Raw genomic sequence first — 23,507 nt, 5'->3', positions numbered from 1 at the left:
GGATATTATCCCACTTGTCTGCGATGGGGTGTGGGCCGAAGCCGACGCCGCGCCGTGGGTATACGCATTCACAGGGAGAACAATCACATGAAGAACCGAGGGTTGATGAACACATTGGCGGGCATATCCCATGCGTCGCCCGCATGGCTGGCCGTGGCCACCGCTGCATTCGTGGCGGGCTGCGGTGGCGGGGAGGGCGGCAATCCGCAGACCCCCAACGAGGCGCGGCTGCAGGTGGCGCGCTCCGGCGATCTGGTGGCCTACTTCAAGGCCAAGATTGCGCAGCGGGTGGCGCTGGGCTATCCGGGTACGGCCATCACCGTGCCCACCGTGGGGGGCTTGAGCAGCGCGGGCAGCGTGGTCACCCACACCGGCGCGCCACTGGCGGGTACGGTGGTGGAGGAAGACGGCCTCATCAAGGCCGAGGGCAACATGGTGTACGGCCTGCACCGCGCCTATGCCACCGACACTGGCCGCGAGCCGCCGCGCCTGGCCGCCATGGCCCGCGCGGCCGATGGCAGCCTGACCGGCGTGGGCAGCGCCACGCTGGACGCCAAGTACATCCCCCAGGGCTTTTATGTGGCGGGCGGTGGTACGCGCGCTGCCGTGCTGTCGCAGCAAGACCCGTATGCCGACCGCCAGCCCGTGGTGGCTGCGGCCGACGCCAGCGTCACCGTGTTGCCGGAGTACAGCCGCACGCTGTCGCTGGACCTGTTTGCCATCCACAAGGACATGGCGCCCGCGCAGCTCAAGCAGATGCGCATCGATGGCCTGCTGGTCGGCAGCCGCCTGATTGGCAACATGCTGTACCTGGTCACCACCTGGTCGCCCGACCTTACGCGCTTCACCGTGCCGGCAGGGGCCACGGCATCGGCGGTGGACGCGGCACTTAAGGACCTCAACACCGCCGCGCTGATCCCCACCCTGCGCGTGGATGGCGGCCAGCCGCAGCCGCTGGTCAACGAGGCAGCCTGCCTGGTGCAGACGGGCAATTCCTCGCTGTCGCTGCAGCTCACGTCCATCACGGCCATCGACCTCACCTCGTCCAGTCTGGCGCGCACCAGCCGCTGCTTTGCGGGCGGCAGCGAAGCGGTGCACCTGGGCGCGCGCAGCGTGTATGTCGCCAGCTCGCGGCAGTACCGCTATGGCGGCGATGTGGCCAACGCCGTGTTCCCCGCCGACAGCCGCACCGACATCCACAAGTTCAGCTTCCGGGGCGCGCAGGTGGACTACGACGCATCGGGCAGCGTGGACGGCCACCTGGGCTGGGACCTGCGCCGCCTGCCATCGCGCCTGAACGAATACCAGAACGATCTGCGCGTGCTGACCTTCACCGGCAAGACGGGCCAGAGCGGCATGCCGCCGGTGACCATCCAGGCCCAGCAGGCCTCCCCCGCGCTGCTGACCGTGCTGCGCGACAGCGGTCGGGACAGCTATCTGGGCCCGCAGGCCAAGCTGCCCATTCGGCTGCGCACGGCGCGGGGCGACCAGCAGATCGACAACCTGTTCTTTGCAGGCGCCCGGGCCTATGCCACACCCTTTACCAACACCGAACCCGTGTGGGTGCTGGACCTTGCCAACCCTGCGAACCCTACGGTGGCAGGCGAGCTGGCTGCGGGCGGCTATGCCGACCACCTGGTGCCGCTGCCGAACGGACTGCTGCTGGGCGTGGGCAAGGACAGCGCCCTGGGCGGCGTTGCCGATGGCATTCAGCTTGCGGTGTTCGATGTGCGCAATGCAGCGCAGGGCAAGCGGCTGGCCGCGCAGACGGCGGGCGGCCGGGGCAGTATCACCACGCTCGACAGCACCCGCCCCGTGCTCAACCTGCAGGCGGTGGAGGGCAAGGTGCGCATAGCGTTCCCTGCACGCGTTTACCAAGCGCCCACGGGCGTAGGCACGCCCCCGCCCGTGCGTGGCTACCAGGGTGCCTTGCGGCTGGAGGTGAACACCACCACCGGCGCGCTGGCCCAGCGCTCCATGGTGGTGTCTACCGCCATCTTGAACGGCGACACGCCCGGGCTGTACAGCCGCTTTGACATTGCCAACGAGCGCAGCTTGCAGGTGGACAACGTGGCCTACCAGCTCTCGGGCGGGCAGGTGTTCACCAGGGCCGGGGACTGAAACGCCGCCGATTGCGAATCAGGGAGAGAACTATAAAAACGATAGCTGCTAGCGCTTTATCGTTGGGCGCAGGCAGCAGTTAGAAGGCCTGTTCACCAGGGTGGTGAACAGGCCTGTTTTTTTGGGGCAGCTTGAATTGCTCACAGATCGGTGCGCAGCTTCCAGATCTCCGGGAACAGCACCACGTCCAGCATTTTGCGCAGGTAGCTCACTCCGCCCGTGCCGCCCGTGCCGCGCTTGAATCCGATCACGCGCTCCACCGTGGTCACGTGGCGGAAGCGCCAGAGGCGGAAGGCGTCTTCCAGGTCGGTCAGCTCCTCGCCCAGCTGGTACAGGTCCCAGTGCTTGTCGGGGTTGCGGTACACAGTCAGCCAGGCCTGCTCCACCGCATCGTTTTCCACATAAGGCTGTGTCCAGTTGCGCTCGGTGTGGCTCGCTGGCACGGCCAAGCCGCGCCGCGCCAGCAGGCGCAGGGCCTCGTCGTACAGCGACGGTGCCTCGTACGCCGCCTGCACCAGGGCCAGCAGGTCAGCGCGGTGCTCGTGGGGCTTGAGCATGGCCCGGTTCTTGTTGCCCATCGAGAACTCGATGCAGCGGTACTGGTAACTCTGGAAGCCGCTGGACTGGCCCAGGTACGGGCGCATGGCGCTGTACTCGGGCGGCGTCATGGTGGCCAGCACGTCCCAGGCGTGCACCAGCTGCTCCATGATCTTGCTGACCCGCGCCAGCATCTTGAAGGCGGGCGGCAGCTCATCGCGCGCAATGTGGCCGATGGCCGCGCGCAGCTCGTGCAGCATCAGCTTCATCCACAGCTCGCTGGTCTGGTGCTGCACGATGAACAGCATCTCGTCGTGCGCGGGCGACAGCGGCTTTTGTGCGGTGAGGATGGCGTCGAGCTGCAGGTAGTCGCCGTAGCTCATGGACTTGCTGAAGTCGAGCTGGGCGCGCTCCTCGTGCACGATGGATTCGGGCAGGGCGGCAGACGCCGGGTTGTTGCCATCGGCAGGGGTTTGCGAGAAAGGGCACATGGTGGTTTGCCTTTCCGATCAGGTGACGGCGTGCGTCTGGTTGAACTCGGCCTTCTGCCACTCGCCGCTCTCCAGCACCTGGCGCAGGTGCTCCACAGCGTTCCACACGTCTTCAAAGCCCAGGTACAGCGGCGTAAAGCCAAACCGCAGGATGTCCTTGTGGCGGCCCGTGCCGCCATCGCCCTTGCGGAAGTCGCCAATCACGCCGCGCGCAATCAGCGCTTGCACGATGGCATAGGCGCCGCTGCCCTGGCCGTTCACGCCCGCGCCTTCATCGCGCGTCAGGCACACCTGCGAGCCGCGCTGGGCATGCTCACGCGGCGTGGCCAGACCCAGGCCGTGGCCTGCGCAGCGCTCCTCCACCAGCTGGATGAACAGATCAGTGAGCGCCAGCGACTTGGCGCGCAGCGCGGCCATGCCGCCCAGGCTTTGTGCGGCGGTGAACACATCCAGCCCGCATTGCAGTGCCGACAGACTGATGATGGGCTGCGTGCCACACAGGTAGCGCGTGATGCCCGGGGCGGGCTGGTAGTCTGGGGTGAAGGCAAACGGTGCGGCATGGCCCCACCAGCCGGACAGCGGCTGCCAGAAGCGGCTGGCATGGCGCGGGTGCACCCAGGCAAAGGCCGGTGCGCCAGGGCCGCCGTTCAAATACTTGTAGCCGCAGCCAATCGAGAAATCTGCGCCTGCGCCGTTCAGATCGACCGGCACCGCGCCCGCGCTGTGCGCCAGGTCCCAGACGCACAAAATGCCCTGGGCGTGCGCGGCGGCGGTGATGGCGGCCATGTCGTGCATGGCGCCGGTGCGGTAGTTCACGTGCGTGAGCATCAGCACGGCCACGTCGCTGGTCAGTGCTGCGGTGATCTCTTCGGGCTCTACCAGCACCAGCTCCAGGCCGCGCTCCTTGCACAGGCCTTCGGCAATGTAGAGGTCGGTGGGGAAGTTGCTGCGCTCGCTCACGATGCGCTTGCGCGCGGGGCTGTCTTCGCGGGCGATGTTGAGTGCCGCGCTCAGCACCTTGTAAAGGTTGATGGAGGTGCTGTCGGTGCACACCACTTCATCCTGGCCCGCGCCGATCAGCGGGGCCAGCTGGTTGCCCAGGCGCTGGGGCAGGTCGAACCAGCTGGCGGTGTTCCACGATTTGATGAGGTCTGTGCCCCATTCGCGGGTGACCACATCGGCCACGCGCGCGGCAGCGGCCTTGGGGGCCACGCCCAGCGAATTGCCGTCGAGGTAGATCACGCCGGGTGGCATGGCAAAGTGGTCGCGCAGGGCGCGCAGCGGGTCTTGCGCGTCGAGTGCGCGGCAGTCTTGCAGGGTGATGGACATGGGAGTTGGGGAAATGGTTGCTATGTTATTGATAGCTGCCTGCGCATGTTGCACTAGCGCTTCCAGCCAAAAATGCTTGAAATTCTGTGTGTTGCGCTATTCCAGTGCCCGCAGCACGGCGCGCACGGGGGATGCATCGGCCGTGGTCAGCTTGAGCGGCAGGGCGATTAGTTCGTAGTCGCCCTCGGGCACGGCGTCGAGGACCAGGTTTTCGAGTACGCGCAGGCCCCGGCGGCGGATGACCTGGTGGCTCTCCAGTGTCTTGCTGTCGGCCGGGTCGATGCTGGCGGTGTCGATGCCCACCAGCAGCACGCCCAGGTCGGCCAGGCGTTCGATGGTGCCGGGCGCATAGGCGGCCAGCTGGCCATCCCAGCGGTCCACAGGCATGTGTTCATAGGTGCGCACCAGCACGCGCTGCGGCAGGGAGCCGTTCACCGCGTGGGCAATGTGGTCCCAGGTGATCAGCGGGCCGCAGCCGATGGCATGGATCACGCGGCAGGGGCCCAGAAACGCGTCGAGCGACACGTCACCGATGGTGGCGCCCTGCGCGTCATAGTGCAGCGGCGCATCGGCGTGGGCGCCGACGTGGGGCGACATGGTGATCGCGCTCACGTTGACCGGGCAGCCCGGGCCGATGGTGGCGCACCACTGCTGGCTGTAGGCCGTGTCGCCGGGGAACACGGGGCTGCCCGCAAACACGGGCGGCGAGATGTCCCAGAGCCGGCGGGCGGTGGGGGAGGAAGGCGTTGACATGGGACAAAGTTTGCATGTCCCGAAAAAGCCATGGTGTCGGTTATTTCCAACACCACTCAGATTTTTTGTTGAAGCCTAAACTATCTAGGCGTTGCTGCCGGCGTCAGGCGTAGAGCTGGCTACCTGCCGCAAGCGCTGCCTGCGCGCGCGCCTCGCCCAGCGCATCCACCACGGGCGTCCACACGCTGCGGTAAGTTGGCATGGCAGTCTTTTCAAAAGCAGTGTGGGGCCAGTCCGACCCCCAGACGAGGCGATCCTTCGCCAGCGCAGCAACACGCTGGATGTTGCTGGTCAGCCCCGCATACGGTGCCTGGTCGCGCAGCCGGTACCAGCCTGATAACTTCACCCACGCACCCAGTTCGGCCAGCTGCTGCAGGGTCAGCCAGGCTGCATCTGTGGCCGGCAAGGCCGCGTGCATGCCAGCCAGATGGTCCAGCACACAGGGCAACCGCGTTTGATGGTGCACTTGGGCAATCTGCGCCAGGTGGTGCGGGTGGGCGTACCACTGGATGTGCCAGCCCATTTCGCGCAGCGGCCCGGCCAGGGACTCCAGCGCATGCAGCCCGTTGCCCACCGGTGACACGAGGTTGAACCGTATGCCGCGCACGCCCAGCTGGTGCATGGCCTGCAGGGCGGCAGGCGAGGCGGTTTCATCGACCACCACCACCGCGCGGTGGCGACCTGGGCGGGCTTTCAGCGCGTCCAGTATCAGGCGGTTGTTCGTGCCATACACGCTGGGTTGCACCAGCACCAGGTGGCCCACGCCCAGCCGGGCCGCCTCGGCCTCGATGTGTTCGATGGGGTGGTGGGCGGGCTGGTAGTGGCCCGGCTGTGTGGCAACAGCGCCATCAAAGATATGGACATGGGCGTCCCACCCATCCAGGCGTGGGGGCGGGGCGCTGATCGCAGCGGTGGTCATCGATCAGCCCGCCACGATCTTTCGATCGCGCACCAGCTTGCCCCACAGGGCTTGCTGAGCCTGGATGAACTTGCCCGCGCTGGCCTGGGTGGCGTCCTGAAAACTGTCACCACCCAATGCCCGGATACGGCCCAACACTTCGGGGTCGGCCAAGGCCTTGCGGACGGCGGCCACCAGCTGCTTGCGTGTGTCGGCAGATATGCCTGCAGGCGCCAGTAAGGGGTTCCATTCCAGCACTTCGTAGTCGGTCACACCGACCTCTCCCATGGTGGGAATGTTGGGCAATGAACGCGCGCGCAGCGTGCTGGTCACGGCCAGGGGGCGCAGCTTGCCTGCATGGATGTGGCCCAGGGACGAAGCCACATTGGCAAAGAACAGCGGCACCTGCCCGCCCATCACATCGTTCATGGCCGGACCACCACCCCGGTAGGGGATGTGCGACAGCTTGATGCCCGTGCGCTGTTCGAACAACGCACCTGCCAGGTGCTGTGCAGAGCCGTTGCCTGAAGACGCGTAGGCCACCGAATCCGGCTGGGCCTTGGCCTTGGCGATGACGTCCTGCACGGTCTTGGCTTCAAAGCCGGGATGGCACACCAGCACATTCGGAAACGTGGCCAGGATGGCCAGCGGCGTAAAGGCCGCGTTGCTGTCGTACGGCAGCTTGGGGTAGAGCGAGGGGTTCACTGCAAACGACGACGCGTCCAGCAGCAGCGATGTGCCATCTGGCGTCGCGCGGGCCACGGCTGCAGCGGCCAGCTGGCCGCTGGCGCCCGGCTTGTTCTCGACCACCACCGATTGCCCTAGGGCCTCTGACAGGCGGGGCGCCAGGATGCGCGCCATCAGGTCGGCGCCACCGCCCGCCGGATACGACACCACCAGCGAAATGGGGCGCCCGCCCGCCAGGCCATTGGCACGTGCGCCGATCCACGGGGCTGCCAGCGTGGCGCCCAAGGCTGCCAGCGTCGTGCGGCGTGTGAGGGCACTGGAGCTGCTTTTGCCACCCAACAGCTGGGCAGATGTGGGAGCGGATTCCTGGGGGCGGTTCATGGTGTCTCCTTCGGGTGTGGGGGTGTTGTTCTTGGGGGCGTGGCTCAGGTGATCGTCACGGTGTAGTGAAAGGCGTTGGCGTCGCCCCGGGTGGTGCGCCACTCCACGCAGCGCCCACCCAGGTCGTGGGCGGCGCGCTGCACCTGCACGCAGGGGTGGCCAGCGGCGAGTTCCAGATGAGTGGCCTGGGCCGCGGTCAACACACCAAAGCCGATTTCGTCCACTGCGCGGTGCACATGCACCCCGCAGCGCCGAGCAAACATGGGGTAGAGCAGGTCGTCCCACTCAGAGGTGTTGCCCTCCACCAGGGGGGCAAACAAGTCCAGCGGCAGCCAGATTTCTTCCAGCAGACAGGGGCGGTCGGCCAGCAGGCGCACGCGCAGCAGGCGCAGCACGGCCTCGCCCGTGGCCAAGCCCAGGCGACGCGCTACACCCGCTGGCGCAGCCATGCGCTGGCGCGACACGATGCGCGAACGGGGAATCTCGTTGCTGCCGGTGTAAAACCGAAAGAACCGCAGCATCGAAGCCCCGGTGATGCCTTGCCGCACAAACGTCCCCCGGCCTTGCAGGCGCTCCACCAGGCCTTCTGCGACCAGCAGCTCCAGCGCCCGCCGCATCGTGCCCAACGCCACCTGGTGCTCGCTGGCCAACAGGCTTTCTGCAGGCAGCGCCGTACCGGGAGGCCATTCACCCGACACCACACGTGCACGCAGGGCGGCGGCCAGCGACGCATAGCGGCTCACGCCCGGTGTGGGGTGGAGCGGAACGATGGCGGATGTGGTTTGCATGTCTATAACTTTAGTCCTCTATAGGAATTTCTGCAAGCACATATCTCCTTGAATATGAAAGCGGAGTCGGCGCAACAGGGGCTGCGCTGAGATGCTGCAACGTGGAGGCGTTGAAAAAGAGGATGCCCGCTGCGGGGCTCAGTCCATGGGCCCGTCGCCGAGTGGCGCCAGCCCGTGCCGCGCACGCGCCTTGTGGCAGGCGTAGTCGCCCGCCGAGAACTCGCGGCAGGGCGCGGGGCGCAGTTCGTAGATGCTGCAGGCCACCTGCTGGCCCACCTGGCCGGTGAGCGCAACGCAGCGGATGGGTACCTGCTCCGTGCCCCGCATGCGGCAGGTGCTGCCGTTCACATCCAGGGCCAGACCGTCGGGCACCGTGCCACCCATTGCCTGCATCTCGTACACAGCAAAGTCCACGCGAAAGCTGGCGCAGCAGGCGCCACAGCTCAGGCACGGGTGGGTGGAATCGGCGGTGGTCATCGTGGTCGCGTCGTCGGACATTCGGGGCGGGCGGTGGGCCTGCGGCGGGGCCGTCAGGCGCTGTGCGGGAGGGCAATGCTAACGAAAAAGCCCACGCCCCGACCGTTCAGGCCCGCGCCCATCTGCACCTGCCCGCCCATGCGCAGCACCGCCTGCCGCACGATGGCCAGGCCCAGACCTGAGCCGTTGGCGGCATGGCCCGTGCCCCGGTAGAAGCGCTCGAACACCCGCTGCTGCTCTGTGGCCGGGATGCCGGGCCCGTCGTCCTGCACCGACAGCTGCAGCGCCACCCCCCCGCGCCGCAGCGTCACCGCCACGTTGCCGCCATCGGGCGTGTAGCGCAGCGCGTTGTCGATGAGGTTGTGGGCGATGGATTCGAACGCAGGCTGGTCGAGCCGCGCGGGCAAGGTGTCGGGCGCGTCCAGCGACAGCTCGATCTGACGCGCGATGGCCTGCGGCGCAGCCTGCGCCAGCGCGCCGCGCAGCCATTGCGCCACGTCCAGGTCGCGCGGTGCGGGGCGCTGTGCGTCGTCCAGCGCGGCCAGGTCCAGCAGTTGCTGGGCCAGGTGCGAGGTGCGGGCGATGGCCTGCTCCAGGTGTGCCTGGGCCTGCGTGCGTTCCTCCTCGCTGGGCGAGCGGGCCATCACGTGGGCCTGTGCAGTGATCACGGCCAGCGGCGTGCGGATCTCGTGCGCGGCGTCCTGCACAAAGGCGCGCTCGCGCTCCACCTTGTGTCGCAGCTGTGCGAAGAGGTGGTCCAGCGACTGCTCCAGGGGCTTGAGTTCGCCGTGGCGGGCGTTGAAACCCACCGATTGGAGGTCGTCCTGTCCGCGCTGCGCAATGCGGCTGGCCAGTTGCTGCAGCGGCCGCAGGCCGTGACGTACCGAGAGCCACACCGCCAGCAGCACAAAGGGTGACGCCAGCAGCAGGTAGGGCAGCAGGGCGCGGCCGTTGGACTGCAGGAAGTTGGAGTCCGTGCGCTTGGTCTCGAACACCCGCAGTACCCAGCGCGCATTGCGACCGGTGTAGATGCGGAACGACCGGCCCTGCAGGGCGGCTTCCTCTATGAATGGCTCTGCGCGGGGCGTGGCGGGCGGCAAGGCCACGTTCTGCAGCCCCGGCGAGGCAAACACACGCTGGCCAGATGCCGCATCGAGCAGCTCGTGCATCTGCACCCCGGGCAGCAGCCCGATCTGGCGGCGGCGGACGTTGGTCCAGTGGTCGGTGGCCGCCACGGCCGTGGCGGCGTGTGCAGGATCGATAACCTGGGCCAGCGAGTCCAGCACCGCGTCGCCGTACTTCATCAGGCCCGGGTCCCGGGTGATGGTGTGTTTGTAGTTGACGAAGTTGTAGCCCAGCAGTACCGCCCACACCACCACAAACGCCACCAGCACCGAGGCCACGCTGCGGCGCATCAGCGTGGGTTCGGCCAGCCAGGCCCATGCGCTGCGCAACGCGTGCTTCATCGTGGTCATGCTTGCAACAGGTAGCCCACGCCGCGCACGGTTCGGATCAGCTCTGCTCCGATCTTGCGCCGCAGGTTGGACACATGCACTTCGATGGCGGCAAAGTCCATGGGCTCGCCCAGCGGGTCCAGCCGCTGCGACAACACGCTTTTGGACACCACCACACCGGGTTCGCGCGCCAGTTCCAGCAGCAGCTGAAACTCGCGCGGCGACAGCTCCAGCGGAAGCCCGGCGCGCTGCACGGCATGACGCCGGGGCTCGATCACCAGCTCGCCCAGCACCCAGCGCTCGCTGGACTGGCGCGCGCTGCGGCGCAGCACGGCGCGGATGCGCGACATCAGTTCGGCCGTGGCAAAGGGCTTGATCACAAAGTCGTCCGCCCCGCCGTCCAGGCCCGCCAGCCGGTCCTCCACGGCCGAGCGCGCCGTGATCACGATGACGGGCACCTGCCCGCTGTGCCCGCTCTGGTTGCGCCAGCGCGCCAGCAGGTCAAAGCCACTGCCGTCGGGCAGTGTGAGGTCCAGCAGCACACAGTCGACGGTGGTGGCATCGACGGTGGCTGGGGCGTCCACAGCGCGGCGCAGCCACTCACTGGTCAGCCCCTCCACCTTCAGCGCGGACTGCAGCGCGCGGCCCAGATCCAGGTCGTCTTCGATGAGCAGGATGTGCATGGGGCGATTGTGGCGGGAGTGATGGCCGTTGCGCAGTGCCGCAGCCGCCACCTTTGGCTGGCCTTAAGGCGGGACTTTGCACAATGGGCGCATTCAATGGCTCAACACATGGGGGGGAACGATGGCATCGACAACCAAACAGGCGATGGTGCGGCGATGGTGGGGCAGCGCAGCGCTTGCTGCTGCACTGGCCTTGGTGGGCTGTGCCTCCGGGCCTACGCACCCTTCGCTGGCTGGAGCGCAATTGCCCGACCTGGTGCCCGTGCGCGACTTTGTGGCCAGCCGGCAGTCCACTGGGGGTTATCGCGTGTCGCCGGATGGAAAGCGCATCGCCTGGTTTGGCACCGACGGCGTGGTGCCCGCAATCTGGGTGCAGTCCATCGATGGTGGCGACGCCAAGGCGTTTCGCATCCGCGCGCGCGCCATCCGCTTCAGTGCCGACAGCCGCTGGCTCGGCATCACGGCCGACCCCACGGGCGATGAAAACACCCGCATCTATGCGGGCCCGGTCGAGGGCCCCGGGACCGACTTGCGCGAGCTGATGCCTGCACCGCGTTCGGTGGCGCATTTTGCGGAGTCAGTCGATGCCTCGTCCGACTTCATCGTCACCTCCAACCAGCGCGACAAAAAGGTGTTTGACCTGTACCGCGTGAACCCTGCGGGCGGGCCGCCGGTGCTGATGGCCACCAACCCCGGCAACGTGGGCTGGTGGGGCGTGGACACCACGGGCCAGCTGCGCGCCCGGGCACAGATCCAGGGCGACCAGGTGCTGCTGGAGCGACCTGGCGCCGAGCCGGGCAGCTGGGTGACGGTGGCAGAGCGCAGCCGGTGGGACACGCTGAACATCTTTGGCCTGCACGATGAGGGGCGCAAGGCCTGGGCCCTGTCGAACCGGGGGCGCGACAAGCTGGCGCTGGTGCGGCTGGACCTGACCACGGGCTCCGAGGAAGAGTGGTTTGCCTCGCCCGACGTGGACCTCGACAGCGTGACGCTGAGCCGGCGCACCCGCGAGCCGCTGCTGGCGCACTTCATGCCGGGCTACCCGGCGCGCAAGGTGTTCGACCCAGCGCTGGATGCCCGGCTGTCCGCGCTGGCAGGTGACAAGCCCGCAGAGGTGCTGGTGACCAGCCTGGACCAGACGGACAAGGTGCTCACGGTGGCGGTGGCCACCGACCGTGGCACGCGCAACTACCTGCTGCGCGATGGGCACGAACCCCGCTTTCTGGGCGAGAACCGGCTGAGCCTGATTGCCAAGGACCTGGCCCCCACCGCGCCCATCACCTACACCGCGCGCGATGGTCTCACCATTCACGGCTACCTCACGCTGCCCGTAGGCGCAGCGCCGCAGCGGCTGCCCACCGTGCTGCTGGTGCATGGCGGCCCCTGGGCGCGTGACCGCTGGGGCGATGGCGCCACCAGCCGCGCCATGCAGCAGTTTCTGGCCAACCGGGGCTATGCGGTGCTGCAGGTCAACTACCGGGGCTCCAGCGGCTATGGCCGCAACCACATGGAAAAGGCCCGTGGCGAGTTCGCAGGCCGCATGCACGACGACCTGGTGGACGGCGTGCGCTGGGCGGTGGAGCGCGGCGTGGCCGACCCGCAGCGCGTGGCAATCTATGGCGCCAGCTACGGCGGCTATTCGGCCCTGGTGGGCGCCACCTTCACGCCCGAAGTCTTTGCCTGCGCCGTGGATGTGGTGGGCGTGACGGACATCGCACGCCTGCTGGAAGCTGCTCCGCCCTATTGGGAGCTGGGCCTGCCGTGGTGGCACCGCTATGTGGGCAACCCGGCCGCGCCGGAAGACCGTGCGCGCATGGACGCGAAGTCGCCCCTGTACCGGGCTGAGCACGCGCAAAAACCCATCCTCATCATGCACGGCGTGAACGACCCGCGCGTGAAGCTGGAGCAGTCCGAATGGATGGTGGCGGCCCTGCGCAAGGCGGGCAAGCCGGTGGATTACGTCACCTTCACCGGGGATGGCCATGGCAACCAGCGCTGGCCCAACAACCTCACCATGTACCGCAAGACCGAGGACTTCCTCGCCCAATGCCTGGGTGGGCGGACCAGCGGTTTTGATTACTACCAGCTGGGTGCATGGGCGTTCTGATGACGCAGGCCTTCGCTTCGTTGCTTGCGCGCAAGGGGCTGCGCAGCGGTAGGCTGGTCATTGCACTGGTTCTGGCCGCAGGGTGTGCTGTGGCGGGTGCCCAGCCGGTCGCTCCGGCGGGCGCGGCCTCCGTGGACGTGAAGGCTGCAGCGCCTGCGGCGCCGCCGGTCTACACCCGGGCGCGGGTGGTGTCTGTGGAGGCGGATGCGGGCGGCAACACCACGCATGTGCGGCTGAAGCTGCTGCCCCGCGCCAAGCTGCCGTTCACCACACAGACCTTCCGGGTGGTCAACCCCGCCCTGATGCACGGCATTCCGCAGGGGGCCTGGGTGCAGTTCACTGCCCGGCACATCGACGGCGAAAACACGCTCACATCCATCCGCGCTACTGCGGAGTGCAAGCGGTTTGAGCGATGTGACTGACCACCCGGGCAGGGCAGCGGGGACTGCGGCTTGCGCTGCGTCAAGGAGAGAGTGAGACGGCAACCAGCACGATGCAGATATTGGTAGAATGAGAATCACTATTATTTGTATCGAGGCCAGTCACCATGAAAACCATGGACGATGGCGCTGCGGCGCGGTTGCATCTTCCTACGCAGCAGAACCTGTCCTCGCGGCTGGACCAGTTGCCGCGCCGTGCCTCGGGCCGGGTCACGGGCCTGTTGCCCGCACAGGACGCGCAAGAGCACAGCATGCTGCTGCGCTTGCTGGAGATTGGCTTCCTGCCCGGTGAAACCGTGCAGGTGGTTGCACGCGGCGGCTGGGGCGGCGATCCCATCGCGGTGCGGGTGGGGCAGGCCACGTTTGCGCTGCGTCGCCAGGAGGCCTCCATGGTGCAGGTGCAGCCGCTGGATGACACCAGCCTGTCTGCCAGGGAGCTGGCATGAACGCCCAGGCTACTGTGCAGCCCACCGCCGCCGATGCGCCCCTGCGCGTGGCGCTGCTGGGTAACCCCAACTGCGGCAAGACCGCGCTGTTCAACCTGCTCACCGGCGCACGCCAGAAGGTGGCCAACTATGCGGGCGTGACGGTGGAGCGCAAGGAAGGCCTGCTGCAGACCGCCGCCGGCCGCCGCGTGCGCGTGCTGGACCTGCCGGGCGCCTACAGCCTGCACGCACACAGCGTGGACGAGGCCATCACCCGCGACATCGTGCGCGGGCGCCGCGCTGGCGAGCCCGTACCCGATGTGCTGGTGTGTGTGACCGATGCCACCCACCTGCGCCTGAACCTGCGCCTGGTGCTGGAGGCGCGCGCCCTGGGCCTGCCCATGGTGCTGGTGCTCAACATGATGGACGTGGCCGAGCGCCAGGGCATCGCCATTGACCGCGAGGCGTTGTCGCGCGAGCTGGGCATGCCTGTGCTGGCCACCGTGGGCGTGCGCGGCAACGGCGCCCAGGAGCTGGTGCAGTGGCTGGATGGCGCCAATCTGCAGCAGCTGCAGCGCCCGGTGGTGGCGCCCGATGCGGCGGCGCGCCTGGATGCGAGCGACCTGGAGGCGCAGAACGACGTGATCCGCACGCACCAGGAGGTGCGGCGCATTCTGGACCGGGCCGTGCGCGTGCCGGTGGTCAGCCTGCGGACTGACGACCGCATCGATGCGGTGGTGCTGCACCCGGTGTGGGGCCTGCTGATCCTGGCCGCCACGCTGTTCCTGATGTTCCAGGCGGTGTTCAGCTGGGCCGAGCTTCCCAAGTCATGGATTGAAGATGGCGTGGGCTGGCTGGCAGCCCTGGTCAACAGCCACATGGCCGACGGCCCCTTGCGCAGCCTGCTGACCGACGGGGTGCTGGCGGGTGCGGGCGGGGTGCTGGTGTTTTTGCCGCAGATCCTTTTCCTGTTCCTGTTCATCCTGGCGCTGGAGGACTCGGGCTACCTGCCGCGCGCGGCGTTCTTGCTGGACCGCGTGATGGGCACGGTGGGTCTGTCGGGCCGCTCGTTCATCCCGCTGCTGTCGAGCTTTGCGTGTGCCGTGCCGGGCGTGATGGCCACGCGCTCCATCACCCACTGGCGTGACCGGCTGGTGACCATCATGATCGCGCCGCTCATGACTTGCTCGGCGCGCCTGCCAGTGTATGCGCTGCTGATTGCAGCCTTCATCCCCGAGCGCACGGTGGCGGGGGTGTTCAACCTGCAGGGCGTGGTGCTGTTCGCTCTGTATGTGGCGGGCATCGTCAGCGCCATGGCCGTGGCGGCGGTGGCCAAGCTGGCCCGCAGCGACACGCGGGCCACGCCGCTGATGATGGAACTGCCCGCGTACCGCCGGCCCAGCGTGCGGGGCCTGGCCTACGGCCTGTACGAGCGGGCGGTGATTTTCATCAAACGGGTGGGCGGCATCATCCTGGCCGTCACGGTGTTGTTGTGGTTCCTGTCCACCTACCCCGGTGCGCCGGAAGGCGCCACACAGCCTGCCATCACCTACAGCCTGGCCGGCCAGCTGGGCCGGCTGCTCGAGGTCATCGTCGCACCCATCGGTTTCAACTGGCAGATTGCCATTGCGCTGGTGCCCGGCATGGCTGCGCGTGAGGTGGCGGTGAGCGCATTGGGCACGGTGTACGCACTGTCCGCCACGGGCGACGAGGTGGCCAGCCAGCTGGGGTCGTTGATTGCGGGCTCGTGGTCGCTGGCTACCGCGCTGTCGCTGATGGCCTGGTATGTGTTTGCGCCCCAGTGCATCTCCACCATCGCCGCCGTGCGGCGCGAGACCAACGGCTGGCGTTACCCGCTGCTCATGGTGGGGTACCTGTTTGCCATGGCGTATGCGGCCAGCTTTGTGACCTACCGCGTGGCGCTGGCGCTGGGCGGCGGCTGAGGGGAAACGTTGTGATGGTCCAGCAACTCATCGTCGGTCTGATCGTCCTTGCCGCAGCGCTCTATGTGCTCTGGCGGTATTTGCCCGGGCGCTGGCGCCGGGGGTTGGGCAAGGTCCACCCGGGGCTCGTCCAGTCGCCGGGCTGTGGGGGAGGCGATGGTGGGTGCAGCAGCTGCGGCAGTTGCGCGGCGCCGTCCGCGGCGGCCGCTGAAAAACCCGTGGCCATGCCCGTCCGTCGCGGGCCTGCTTCTCAGTAGTTGCTATATTTTATATAGCTGCTAGCGCATGATTCACTAGCGCTACAAGCCGTTTTGACTCAAATTGTCTACTGGTACAGCTGGCCCTGGCCCAGCGCGATCAGCGCCTGTTGCAGGTTGACGCGCGCCTGTGCCTCATAGCGCTGCGCAAAGTAGGCTGTGCCATAGATGTGCGGGCGGTCCAGAAAGCCTCGCAGCACTGCGCTGCGCCCCGCCACATAACGCGGCCAGCGCACAAAGAAGTATTCACGCCGCACGTTGCGTTCGAACTGTCGGTACACCGCGTCACTCTGGCCCAGGATGGCGAGGTCGATGTCTACCACCCACAGCGCATCGCCGGTGAGCGGGCCCGGGGTGTGGCGGGTGTCCATCACATGCTGGCGCACGGTTTCGGCCAGCGTGGTGGGCAGCCCTTGGCCCAGCAGGAACTGTCGCGCCCAGTCGGCGCTGCGCGCCTCGTTGTGTCCGCTCCACGGCCAGTAGATGGCGTCGTGGTACCAAAGGGCGAGGGCCACGGCAGGGGGGTTGTGAAGCGCTCCGGGCTGCTGGTCCTGCACTGCCTGGAGGTGCCGCAGGCAGGCCCGCAGATGCGTGGTGTCATGGTAGGCGCGGGGCCAGCGGGCCCAGCTGCGCAGCAGGCGCCTGCCCTCGGCCCGCCAGGCGGGCGTGTCGCGCCCCAGCGCTTGGCCCAGGGCATGCCAGTGCGCCAGCAATTCGGCGCTGTGAGCGGGCTGGCGGCGCCAGGGCATGGGGGCTTTTAGGCCAGTTTGCCCAGAAGCAGATATTCCATCAGTGCTTTTTGTACGTGCATGCGGTTCTCTGCCTCATCCCACACCACCGACTGCGGCCCGTCGATCACATCCGCCTCGACCTCCTCGCCCCGGTGCGCGGGCAGGCAGTGCATGAAGAGGGCGTCGGGCTGGGCCGCAGCCATCATTTCGGTGTCCACGCACCAGTCGGCAAAGGCCTTCTTGCGCGCTTCGTTCTCGGCTTCGTAGCCCATGCTGGTCCACACATCGGTGGTGACCAGGTCGGCGCCCCGGCAAGCTTCCATGGGGTTGCTGAAGAATTGATAGCTGTCAGCGCTGATTCCACCGGCGCCAGCGGCCAATTTCTCGTCCACTTCGTAGCCGCGCGGGGTGCTCACATGCACCTTGAAGCCCAGCAGCGACGCCGCCTGCAGCCAGGTGTTGGCCATGTTGTTGCCGTCGCCCACCCAGGCCACCGTCTTGCCTTGGATGGAGCCCCGGTGCTCGATGTAGGTGAAGATGTCCGCCAGGATCTGGCAGGGGTGGTATTCGTTGGTCAGGCCGTTGATGACTGGCACACGCGAGTTGGCGGCAAAACGCTCGATCTTGGCCTGCTCATACGTGCGGATCATCACCAAGTCGGTCATGCGGCTGATGACCTTGGCGCTGTCCTCGATGGGTTCGGCGCGGCCCAGCTGGCTGTCGCCCGTGGTCAGGTGCACCACACTGCCGCCGAGCTGGTACATGCCCGCCTCAAAGCTCACGCGCGTACGGGTGCTGGCCTTCTCGAAGATCATGGCCAGCGTACGGTCCACCAGCGGGTGGTGCTTTTCGTAGGCCTTGAACTTCTTCTTGATGAGCGCGGCGCGCTCGAACAGGTAGGCGTACTCGTCGGCGGTGAGGTCGGTGAACTGCAGGTAATGTTTCAGCGTCGTCATGGCAGTGGGGCTATTCTTCATTCAGCCAGGATGGCTTTGACCAGCGGGGTCAGCTTGGCGACGATTTCGTCGGCTTCGGCGGTGGTGAGGATCAGCGGCGGCACCAGGCGGATCACGCTGTCGGCCGTGACCGACAGCAAGAGGCCTGCCTCGGCCGCGCGGCCGATCAGAGCGCCGCAGGGCTTGTTCAGCTCGATGCCCAGCATCAGGCCCTGGCCCCGGATCTCCTTCACACCGGGCAGGCTGCCCAGCTCGCGCTGCAGTGCCGCCCTGAGGTGCTCACCCACCGTGGTGGCATTTTGCAGCAGGCCGTCTTCTTCCATGATGCGAATGGTTTCGACCCCGGCGCGCATGGCCAGCGGGTTGCCGCCAAAGGTGGTGCCGTGGTTGCCGGGCTGCAGCACGTTGGCGGCCTTGGGGCCGGCCACCACCGCGCCAATCGGCACGCCCGAGCCCAGGCCCTTGGCCAGCGGCATCACGTCGGGCACGATGCCGGCCCATTGGTGGGCAAACCACTTGCCGGTGCGGCCCATGCCGCACTGCACTTCGTCGATCATCATCAGCCAGCCGCGCTCGTCGCACAGCTTGCGCAGCTGCTGCAGGTATTCCACGCGCATGGGGTTGATGCCGCCCTCGCCCTGGATGGTCTCGAAGAACACGGCCACCACGTTTGGGTTGCCTTCGGTGGCTTGCTTGATGGCTTCGATGTCGTTGAGCGGCACGCGCACAAAACCCTCGACCAGCGGGCCGAAGCCACTGTAGATCTTGGGGTTGCCGGTGGCCGACATGGTGGCGATCGAACGGCCGTGGAAGGCCTTTTCATAAACCACGATCTCAGGCTTGGCAATGCCCTTGTCCACGCCGAACTTGCGTGCAATCTTCAGAGCCGCCTCGTTGGCCTCCAGGCCCGAGTTGCAGAAGAACACGTTGGTCATGCCCGACAGCTCCACCAGCTTGGCGGCCAGCTGCTCCTGCAGGGGCGAGTGGTAGTAGTTGGAGGTGTGGATCAGCTTGGTGATCTGGTCCTGCAGCGCGGGCACCAGCTTGGCATGGTTGTGGCCCAGCGTGTTCACGGCAATACCGCCCAGGCCGTCCAGGTATTCCTTGCCGTTCACGTCCCACACGCGGCTGCCTTGCCCACGGGCCAGCGCGATGGGTACGCGGCCATAGGTGTTCATCACGTGGGGCGAAGCTGCCGGGATGGAAGCGGTCATGCGGAAATCTCCAGACGGTACGGTGGCGAAAAAGCGAGTCACGATTCTAGGGGGAGCAGGGGTGCGGTCTGTTGACGATTGCGCATCACTGCAATGCCGGGCTCTTACCCTCTTCGGGGTGCCTATGTGTAGCGCGCTGGAGGGATTAGGGAGCTAGCTCTTATATAAGAGTTAGAATGTCGCGTTGCGGTGCAACATGCAGTGATCCTGCGTCTGTGCCCTCACTACCACTCCAATCCCCGATGGTTTCCCCCTCCTCCAAAGAAGTCTTCATCCAGGGCATCACCCATGACGGGAAAACCTTTCGTCCCAGCGACTGGGCCGAGCGGCTGGCCGGGGTGATGAGCAGCTTTCGACCCGGTGGAGCCCGGCCAGGCAGCCATCTGAGCTATTCGCCTTGGTGCATTCCCACCACGCTCAACGGCGTGAAATGTGTGGTCGTACACCGCGACCTGCAGGGGCACGAGCCCATGGCCTGGGACTTCGTGATCAATTTCGCCCGCGACAACAACCTGCAGGTGGCCGAGGCCTGCCTGCTGCCCGACCCGCCTTCTTCCGCCAAGCCCTGACCGGCCACAGCCTGGCTCCCGGCGCTGCCTGCCGTGTCGGGCCCGAGGCGTCACTGCGCAGGGGCATGCCCGCCCGGCAGCCAGCGGGCACTCCCCATCCACCCTTTGATGCGCTTCAGGCTGCCTGGCGCAGTTCTGAACCCCCAACGAAAAAACCGCCCGAAGGCGGTTTGTTCGTTTTTTGCTGGCAGCGCACCCGTTACAAACGGCGAACGGCAGGTGCCGTTCGGGCTGTTTGCCTGAAGTGGGTCAGGCGGCCGTTGCCAGGGCTTTCACCTTGGCAGACAGACGGCTCTTGTCGCGAGCAGCCTTGTTCTTGTGGAAGATGCCCTTGTCAGCCACGGTGTCCACCACGGCTTGCATCTTGGCGAACAGTTCGGTCGCCTTGGTCTTGTCGCCAGCCAGAACAGCCTTTTCGACGTTCTTGACAGCGGTACGGTATTTGGAACGCAGCGAGGTGTTTGCAGCGTTGATCTTGACGTCCTGACGGACGCGCTTGCGGCCCGACGCCAGGCGCGGGTTCTTCTTCTTGGGTTTTGCGGATGCCATTGTTTAGTTCCTTGGGTCTGTGGATGATGCCAGCAAAGCCAGCGATTATAGCCCAGAGCAGTTCCTGTATCCATACCTGTGCCCGAACCGGCGGAACGCCATCGCCACCGCACCGGTGGCTCCTGGCGCTGTCAGCGCGACATGTGCATCGCCCTTGACGGCGGAGGGGCACGGCTTCGAGCCCGCCTGCGCAGGCTTGGACGGTCTGAAAAGCTGCCGCCTGTGGCAGCTGTACCGAGGCGCGAAGCGGCGCAGGGGGAATACACTCCCCGCGGTGTCACTGTTCAAAGCCGCCTCCACCGTCTCCCTCTTGACCCTCGTCTCCCGCATCACCGGGCTGGTGCGCGAGTTGCTCATGGCCTCCGTGTTCGGGGTCAGTGCCATGACCGACGCCTTCAATGTGGCGTTCCGCATTCCCAACCTGTTCCGCCGGGTGCTGGGCGAGGGCGCTTTCAGCCAGGCTTTTGTGCCGGTGCTGGCTGCCACCCGGGCCGAGGACGGCGACGAGGGCGCCAAGGCGCTGATCGACCACGTGGGCACCTTGCTGGCCTGGACGCTGGTGCTGCTGTGCATCGCGGGCGTGCTGGGTGCGCCCTGGATGGTGTGGGCCATGGCCAGTGGGCTCCAGCCCCAGGGGTTTGACGCCGCCGTCACGATGACCCGCTGGATGTTCCCGTACATCGGCTTCATGTCGCTGGTGGCGCTGGCAGGGGGCATTCTCAACACGTGGAAGAAGTTTGCGGTGCCTGCAGCCTCGCCGGTGTTGCTCAACATTGCGCTCATCCTGTCCATCACGCTGGGCGCGCCCTTGTTCAAGCGCCATGGCATCGAGCCCATCTATGCGCAGGCGGCGGGTGTGATGCTGGGCGGCCTGCTGCAACTGGGCATCCAGGTGCCTGCGCTGCTGCGCCTGGGGCTGCTGCCCCGCATTGGCGTGCGCTGGTCTGCCATCCGCGCGGCGTGGGCGGACCCGACCACCCGCAAGGTGGCGCGCCTGATGCTGCCCGCCTTGCTGGGGGTGAGCGTGGCGCAGGTTTCGCTGCTCATCAATACGCAGATTGCCTCACATCTGGCCACTGGCAGCGTGAGCTGGATCACCTATGCCGACCGCCTGATGGAGCTGCCCACCGCCCTGTTGGGCGTGGCGCTGGGCGTGGTGCTGATGCCGCAGCTGGCCAGCGCCCGCGCCAAGCAGGATGACGAACGCTATTCGGCCATGCTCGACTGGGGGCTGCGGCTGGTGGTGGTGCTGTCGGTGCCCTGCATGGTGGCGCTGCTGGTGTTTGCCAAGCCCCTGGTGGCCGTGCTCTACCACTACGGCGCCTTTGCCGATCGGGACGTGCAGCAGACCACGCTGGCCCTGGCGGGCTACGGGGTTGGCATTGTGGGCATCGTGGCCATCAAAGTGCTGGCGCCGGGCTACTTTGCCAAGCACGACATGCGCACGCCCATGCTGATTGCCGTGGCGGTGCTGGTGCTCACGCAGATGATGAACTTTGTGCTGGTGCCCTATTTGCAGCATGCGGCGCTGACGCTGTCGATTGGCGTGGGGGCGGTCATCAACGCTACCTGGCTGCTGGTGGGGCTGCTGCGGCGCGGCAGCTACCGGCCCTTGCCCGGATGGGGGCGGTTTGCCTTGCAGGTGGTGGCGGCCAGCGCCTTGCTGGCAGTGCTGCTGGCGTGGGGCGCCCAGCATTTCGACTGGGTGGAAATGAAGGCGCAGCGCCTGCAGCGCATCAGCCTGCTGGCCGCGATGATGGCTGCAGCCGCCGTGCTGTACTTTGGCGCCCTGTGGGCGGCCGGCCTGAAGCTGCGCCAGCTGCTGCGCCGCTGAATATCTGCGGCAGGCCTGGACCCCGAAATACCCCGCAAAGCCCGCTCTTCTGTGGCTTGACGCCATGGCGACGGCCCCGTACAAAGCTGCCATGTCCTTGAGCCTTTCTGTGCCCACCTCGCTGGAGTACTTTGCATCGCTGGTGCAGAGCGACGACCACTTTCCGCTGCTCGAAGCCGCCGCCAGCCTCGCGCAGGATGAATACCCCGAGTTCGACGTGCAGCAACTGCTGGGCGATGTGGACCAGCTGCAGGCCCGTATCAAGCGCCGCCTGCCTGCCGATGCGCCGGCGCTGCAGCGGCTGCGCACGCTCAACCAGTTCTTTTTTGCCGACCTGGGTTTTGGCGGCAACATCAACAACTACTACGACCCTGAGAACAGCTACCTCAACGCCGTGCTGCGCACGCGCCGGGGCATTCCCATCAGCCTGGCTGTGCTGTGGATGGAGTTGGCCCAGGGGCTGGGCCTGCATGCACGGGGCATTGCGTTCCCGGGGCACTTCATGGTCAAGGTGCTGCTGCCCAAGGGCCAGGTGGTGCTGGACCCGATCTCGGGCCAGTCACTCAGCCGCGAGGAGCTGGCCGAGCGGCTGGAGCCCTACAAGCGCCGCAATGGTCTGGTGGACGACTACGACGTACCGCTCGGCCTGTATCTCCAGGCCGCCACACCGCGCGACATCATTGCGCGCATGCTGCGCAACCTCAAGGAGGTGCACCGCACCCAGCAGGACTGGCAACGGCTGGTCGCCGTGCTGGACCGGTTGATCGTGTTGTTGCCCGAGGCCTGGGGCGAGCGCCGCGACCGGGGGCTGGCCCACGCCGAGCGTGGCAACACAGCCGAGGCCGTGGCCGACCTGGAGGCCTATCTGGCCCACAGCGAAGACGGGCTGGATCTCGACCTCATCGCCGACCGGCTGAGCGCGCTGCGCAACGCCAACGGCTGATGTCTGGCGCCTGACTTAAAAATAGTTCTAGAACGGCGTGCTGTCTGCAGGCAGCGCTGCCTGCAGCTGCGCCACCTGGCGGCGCAGCTCGGTGTTCTCCGCCGTCAGTTCCGCCACGCGGATGCGCAGTGTGTGCAACTCGTCGCTGGCTGGAGCGGAGTCCGTGGGGGTGTCTGCCGGGCTACCTTCTGCCGGAGCCTCCTCGCGCGGCTTGCGCTTGTTGAGTTCGCGCACGCGTTTGGCCGCCTGCTTGAGTTCGTCCTTGCCGGCCACGGCCGCTGCCACCTGTTCCTCGGCGGGCAGAGTAGCCACAGCGGCCGCGGCGTTGATGGAGATGGTGCCGGACTTCACAGCGGCCACCAGCTCGGGGGCCGCCTGTTTCTGGATCTTTTCGATCATCACCACCTGGCTGCTGCTCAGCCGCGCAGCCTTGGCAATGGCCTCGCGGCTGCTCAAAGGGTCGGGGGCGGGCAGGGCGGCTGCTGCCTCGGGCACGTCAGCCGTGGGGGTGGCTTCGGCGGTCTCTGTGGAGGTGGCTGCGCGGGCCTTGCGCTCGGCCATGATCTCGCGCTTGCGCAGGGCGAGCACGCCGCGCTGGAAATCCGACACGCTGCGGCGGCCCAGGTGCTGGTCGATCATCCACAGGTGCACGTCTTCCATCGACTGAAAGCGCGGGTTCTGCACGGTCTGGAACGGCAGGCCATGTTTTTGGCAGATGCCGTAGCGGTTGTGCCCGTCCACCAGCACATCGCCCCACAGCACCAGTGCGTCGCGGCAGCCTTCGGTGAGGATGCTGCGTTCCAGCGCGTCGTGTTCGTCGGGGGTCAGGGGTTCGATGTAGGCTTTGAGTTCTTCGTTGACGACGATGTTCATGGTGGCAGGGGGTCCGGGGAGCTGGGCAAGGGGCGGCATTGTAGTGGGGCTTGCCACCGGGCCTGTC

The 23,507-nt window shown here is 66.9% G+C and carries 22 protein-coding genes; 8 read left to right on the top strand and 14 right to left on the bottom strand.

Going from position 1 to position 23,507, the window contains the following annotated elements:
* Positions 1-105: 105 nt before the first annotated feature.
* Positions 106-2,121: a beta-propeller domain-containing protein gene (locus ACTJKQ_RS19785; protein WP_440597827.1), complete on the top strand. Its 2,016-nt coding sequence runs from the start codon at positions 106-108 to the stop codon at positions 2,119-2,121.
* A gap of 140 nt (positions 2,122-2,261) precedes the next feature.
* On the opposite strand, the gene kynA is transcribed toward ACTJKQ_RS19785, so the two are convergent.
* From kynA to ACTJKQ_RS19740, 9 genes are all read right to left on the bottom strand, one after another.
* Positions 2,262-3,149 carry a tryptophan 2,3-dioxygenase gene (kynA, locus tag ACTJKQ_RS19780; RefSeq protein WP_440597826.1) on the bottom strand — a complete coding sequence of 296 codons (888 nt, stop codon included), beginning with the start codon at positions 3,147-3,149 and terminating at the stop codon, positions 2,262-2,264.
* An 18-nt stretch (positions 3,150-3,167) separates the two neighbouring features.
* Complete coding sequence (kynU, locus tag ACTJKQ_RS19775; protein WP_440597825.1) at positions 3,168-4,478, bottom strand: kynureninase; 1,311 nt, start codon at positions 4,476-4,478, stop codon at positions 3,168-3,170.
* A gap of 96 nt (positions 4,479-4,574) precedes the next feature.
* Positions 4,575-5,231, bottom strand: coding sequence for an arylformamidase (gene kynB, locus ACTJKQ_RS19770; RefSeq protein ID WP_440597824.1), 657 nt, complete (start codon positions 5,229-5,231; stop codon positions 4,575-4,577).
* Positions 5,232-5,334: 103 nt separating this feature from the next.
* Positions 5,335-6,150: an amidohydrolase family protein gene (locus ACTJKQ_RS19765; RefSeq protein ID WP_440597823.1), complete on the bottom strand. Its 816-nt coding sequence runs from the start codon at positions 6,148-6,150 to the stop codon at positions 5,335-5,337.
* Positions 6,151-6,153: 3 nt separating this feature from the next.
* Positions 6,154-7,197 carry a tripartite tricarboxylate transporter substrate binding protein gene (locus ACTJKQ_RS19760; RefSeq protein WP_440597822.1) on the bottom strand — a complete coding sequence of 348 codons (1,044 nt, stop codon included), beginning with the start codon at positions 7,195-7,197 and terminating at the stop codon, positions 6,154-6,156.
* 44 nt (positions 7,198-7,241) lie between these two features.
* Positions 7,242-7,985: a GntR family transcriptional regulator gene (locus tag ACTJKQ_RS19755; RefSeq protein ID WP_440597821.1), complete on the bottom strand. Its 744-nt coding sequence runs from the start codon at positions 7,983-7,985 to the stop codon at positions 7,242-7,244.
* Between the two features lie 138 nt (positions 7,986-8,123).
* Entirely contained in the window at positions 8,124-8,483 is a 360-nt protein-coding gene (locus ACTJKQ_RS19750) for a YkgJ family cysteine cluster protein (RefSeq protein WP_440597820.1), read from the bottom strand.
* Between the two features lie 32 nt (positions 8,484-8,515).
* Positions 8,516-9,928 (bottom strand): sensor histidine kinase, encoded by a 1,413-nt coding sequence (locus tag ACTJKQ_RS19745; protein WP_260668247.1) that lies wholly within the window; start codon positions 9,926-9,928, stop codon positions 8,516-8,518.
* 5 nt (positions 9,929-9,933) lie between these two features.
* Entirely contained in the window at positions 9,934-10,599 is a 666-nt protein-coding gene (locus tag ACTJKQ_RS19740; protein ID WP_440597819.1) for a response regulator, read from the bottom strand.
* A 121-nt stretch (positions 10,600-10,720) separates the two neighbouring features.
* Here ACTJKQ_RS19740 and ACTJKQ_RS19735 point away from each other — a divergent pair, with 121 nt between their 5' ends.
* From ACTJKQ_RS19735 to feoB, 4 genes are all read left to right on the top strand, one after another.
* Positions 10,721-12,706 carry a S9 family peptidase gene (locus ACTJKQ_RS19735; protein WP_440597818.1) on the top strand — a complete coding sequence of 662 codons (1,986 nt, stop codon included), beginning with the start codon at positions 10,721-10,723 and terminating at the stop codon, positions 12,704-12,706.
* Positions 12,706-13,128: a copper-binding protein gene (locus tag ACTJKQ_RS19730; RefSeq protein WP_121943958.1), complete on the top strand. Its 423-nt coding sequence runs from the start codon at positions 12,706-12,708 to the stop codon at positions 13,126-13,128. The genes ACTJKQ_RS19735 and ACTJKQ_RS19730 overlap by 1 nt, the downstream gene beginning before the upstream one ends.
* A gap of 134 nt (positions 13,129-13,262) precedes the next feature.
* Positions 13,263-13,592, top strand: a complete 330-nt coding sequence (locus ACTJKQ_RS19725; RefSeq protein ID WP_440597840.1) for a FeoA family protein — start codon at positions 13,263-13,265, stop codon at positions 13,590-13,592.
* The gene (gene feoB / locus ACTJKQ_RS19720) at positions 13,589-15,514 is read left to right on the top strand and encodes a ferrous iron transporter B (RefSeq protein WP_440597817.1); all 1,926 of its coding nucleotides are present in this window, start codon (positions 13,589-13,591) and stop codon (positions 15,512-15,514) included. Before ACTJKQ_RS19725 ends, feoB begins: the two co-directional genes overlap by 4 nt.
* A gap of 325 nt (positions 15,515-15,839) precedes the next feature.
* On the opposite strand, the gene ACTJKQ_RS19715 is transcribed toward feoB, so the two are convergent.
* The 3 genes from ACTJKQ_RS19715 to ACTJKQ_RS19705 are packed head-to-tail and all read right to left on the bottom strand — an operon-like array spanning position 15,840 to position 18,672.
* Positions 15,840-16,520 carry an HD domain-containing protein gene (locus ACTJKQ_RS19715; RefSeq protein ID WP_121942227.1) on the bottom strand — a complete coding sequence of 227 codons (681 nt, stop codon included), beginning with the start codon at positions 16,518-16,520 and terminating at the stop codon, positions 15,840-15,842.
* Positions 16,521-16,528: 8 nt separating this feature from the next.
* Positions 16,529-17,458 (bottom strand): ornithine carbamoyltransferase, encoded by a 930-nt coding sequence (gene argF, locus ACTJKQ_RS19710; protein ID WP_440597816.1) that lies wholly within the window; start codon positions 17,456-17,458, stop codon positions 16,529-16,531.
* Between the two features lie 17 nt (positions 17,459-17,475).
* The gene (locus tag ACTJKQ_RS19705) at positions 17,476-18,672 is read right to left on the bottom strand and encodes an aspartate aminotransferase family protein (RefSeq protein ID WP_056748311.1); all 1,197 of its coding nucleotides are present in this window, start codon (positions 18,670-18,672) and stop codon (positions 17,476-17,478) included.
* Positions 18,673-18,914: 242 nt separating this feature from the next.
* Between ACTJKQ_RS19705 and ACTJKQ_RS19700 the strand changes: the two genes are divergently transcribed.
* Positions 18,915-19,241, top strand: coding sequence for a DUF3579 domain-containing protein (locus ACTJKQ_RS19700; RefSeq protein WP_192420094.1), 327 nt, complete (start codon positions 18,915-18,917; stop codon positions 19,239-19,241).
* 249 nt (positions 19,242-19,490) lie between these two features.
* Here the strand turns inward: ACTJKQ_RS19700 and rpsT are convergent, their stop codons facing one another.
* The gene (gene rpsT / locus ACTJKQ_RS19695) at positions 19,491-19,790 is read right to left on the bottom strand and encodes a 30S ribosomal protein S20 (protein ID WP_056066666.1); all 300 of its coding nucleotides are present in this window, start codon (positions 19,788-19,790) and stop codon (positions 19,491-19,493) included.
* Positions 19,791-20,064: 274 nt separating this feature from the next.
* Here rpsT and murJ point away from each other — a divergent pair, with 274 nt between their 5' ends.
* Both murJ and ACTJKQ_RS19685 read left to right on the top strand, forming a co-directional pair.
* A complete protein-coding gene (gene murJ, locus ACTJKQ_RS19690) occupies positions 20,065-21,624 on the top strand; it encodes a murein biosynthesis integral membrane protein MurJ (protein ID WP_440597815.1) in 1,560 nt (519 codons plus the stop codon).
* A 91-nt stretch (positions 21,625-21,715) separates the two neighbouring features.
* Entirely contained in the window at positions 21,716-22,567 is an 852-nt protein-coding gene (locus ACTJKQ_RS19685; RefSeq protein ID WP_056066673.1) for a SirB1 family protein, read from the top strand.
* Between the two features lie 27 nt (positions 22,568-22,594).
* Here the strand turns inward: ACTJKQ_RS19685 and ACTJKQ_RS19680 are convergent, their stop codons facing one another.
* Positions 22,595-23,440: a plasmid replication/partition related protein gene (locus tag ACTJKQ_RS19680; RefSeq protein ID WP_440597814.1), complete on the bottom strand. Its 846-nt coding sequence runs from the start codon at positions 23,438-23,440 to the stop codon at positions 22,595-22,597.
* Between the last annotated feature and the right edge of the window lie 67 nt (positions 23,441-23,507).

This window comes from Acidovorax sp. 22279, from assembly GCF_052045435.1.
GTDB lineage: Bacteria > Pseudomonadota > Gammaproteobacteria > Burkholderiales > Burkholderiaceae_C > Acidovorax > Acidovorax delafieldii.
The sequence above is the reverse complement of the archived record's forward strand: the minus strand, read 5'-3'. Positions and strand labels throughout refer to the sequence as shown.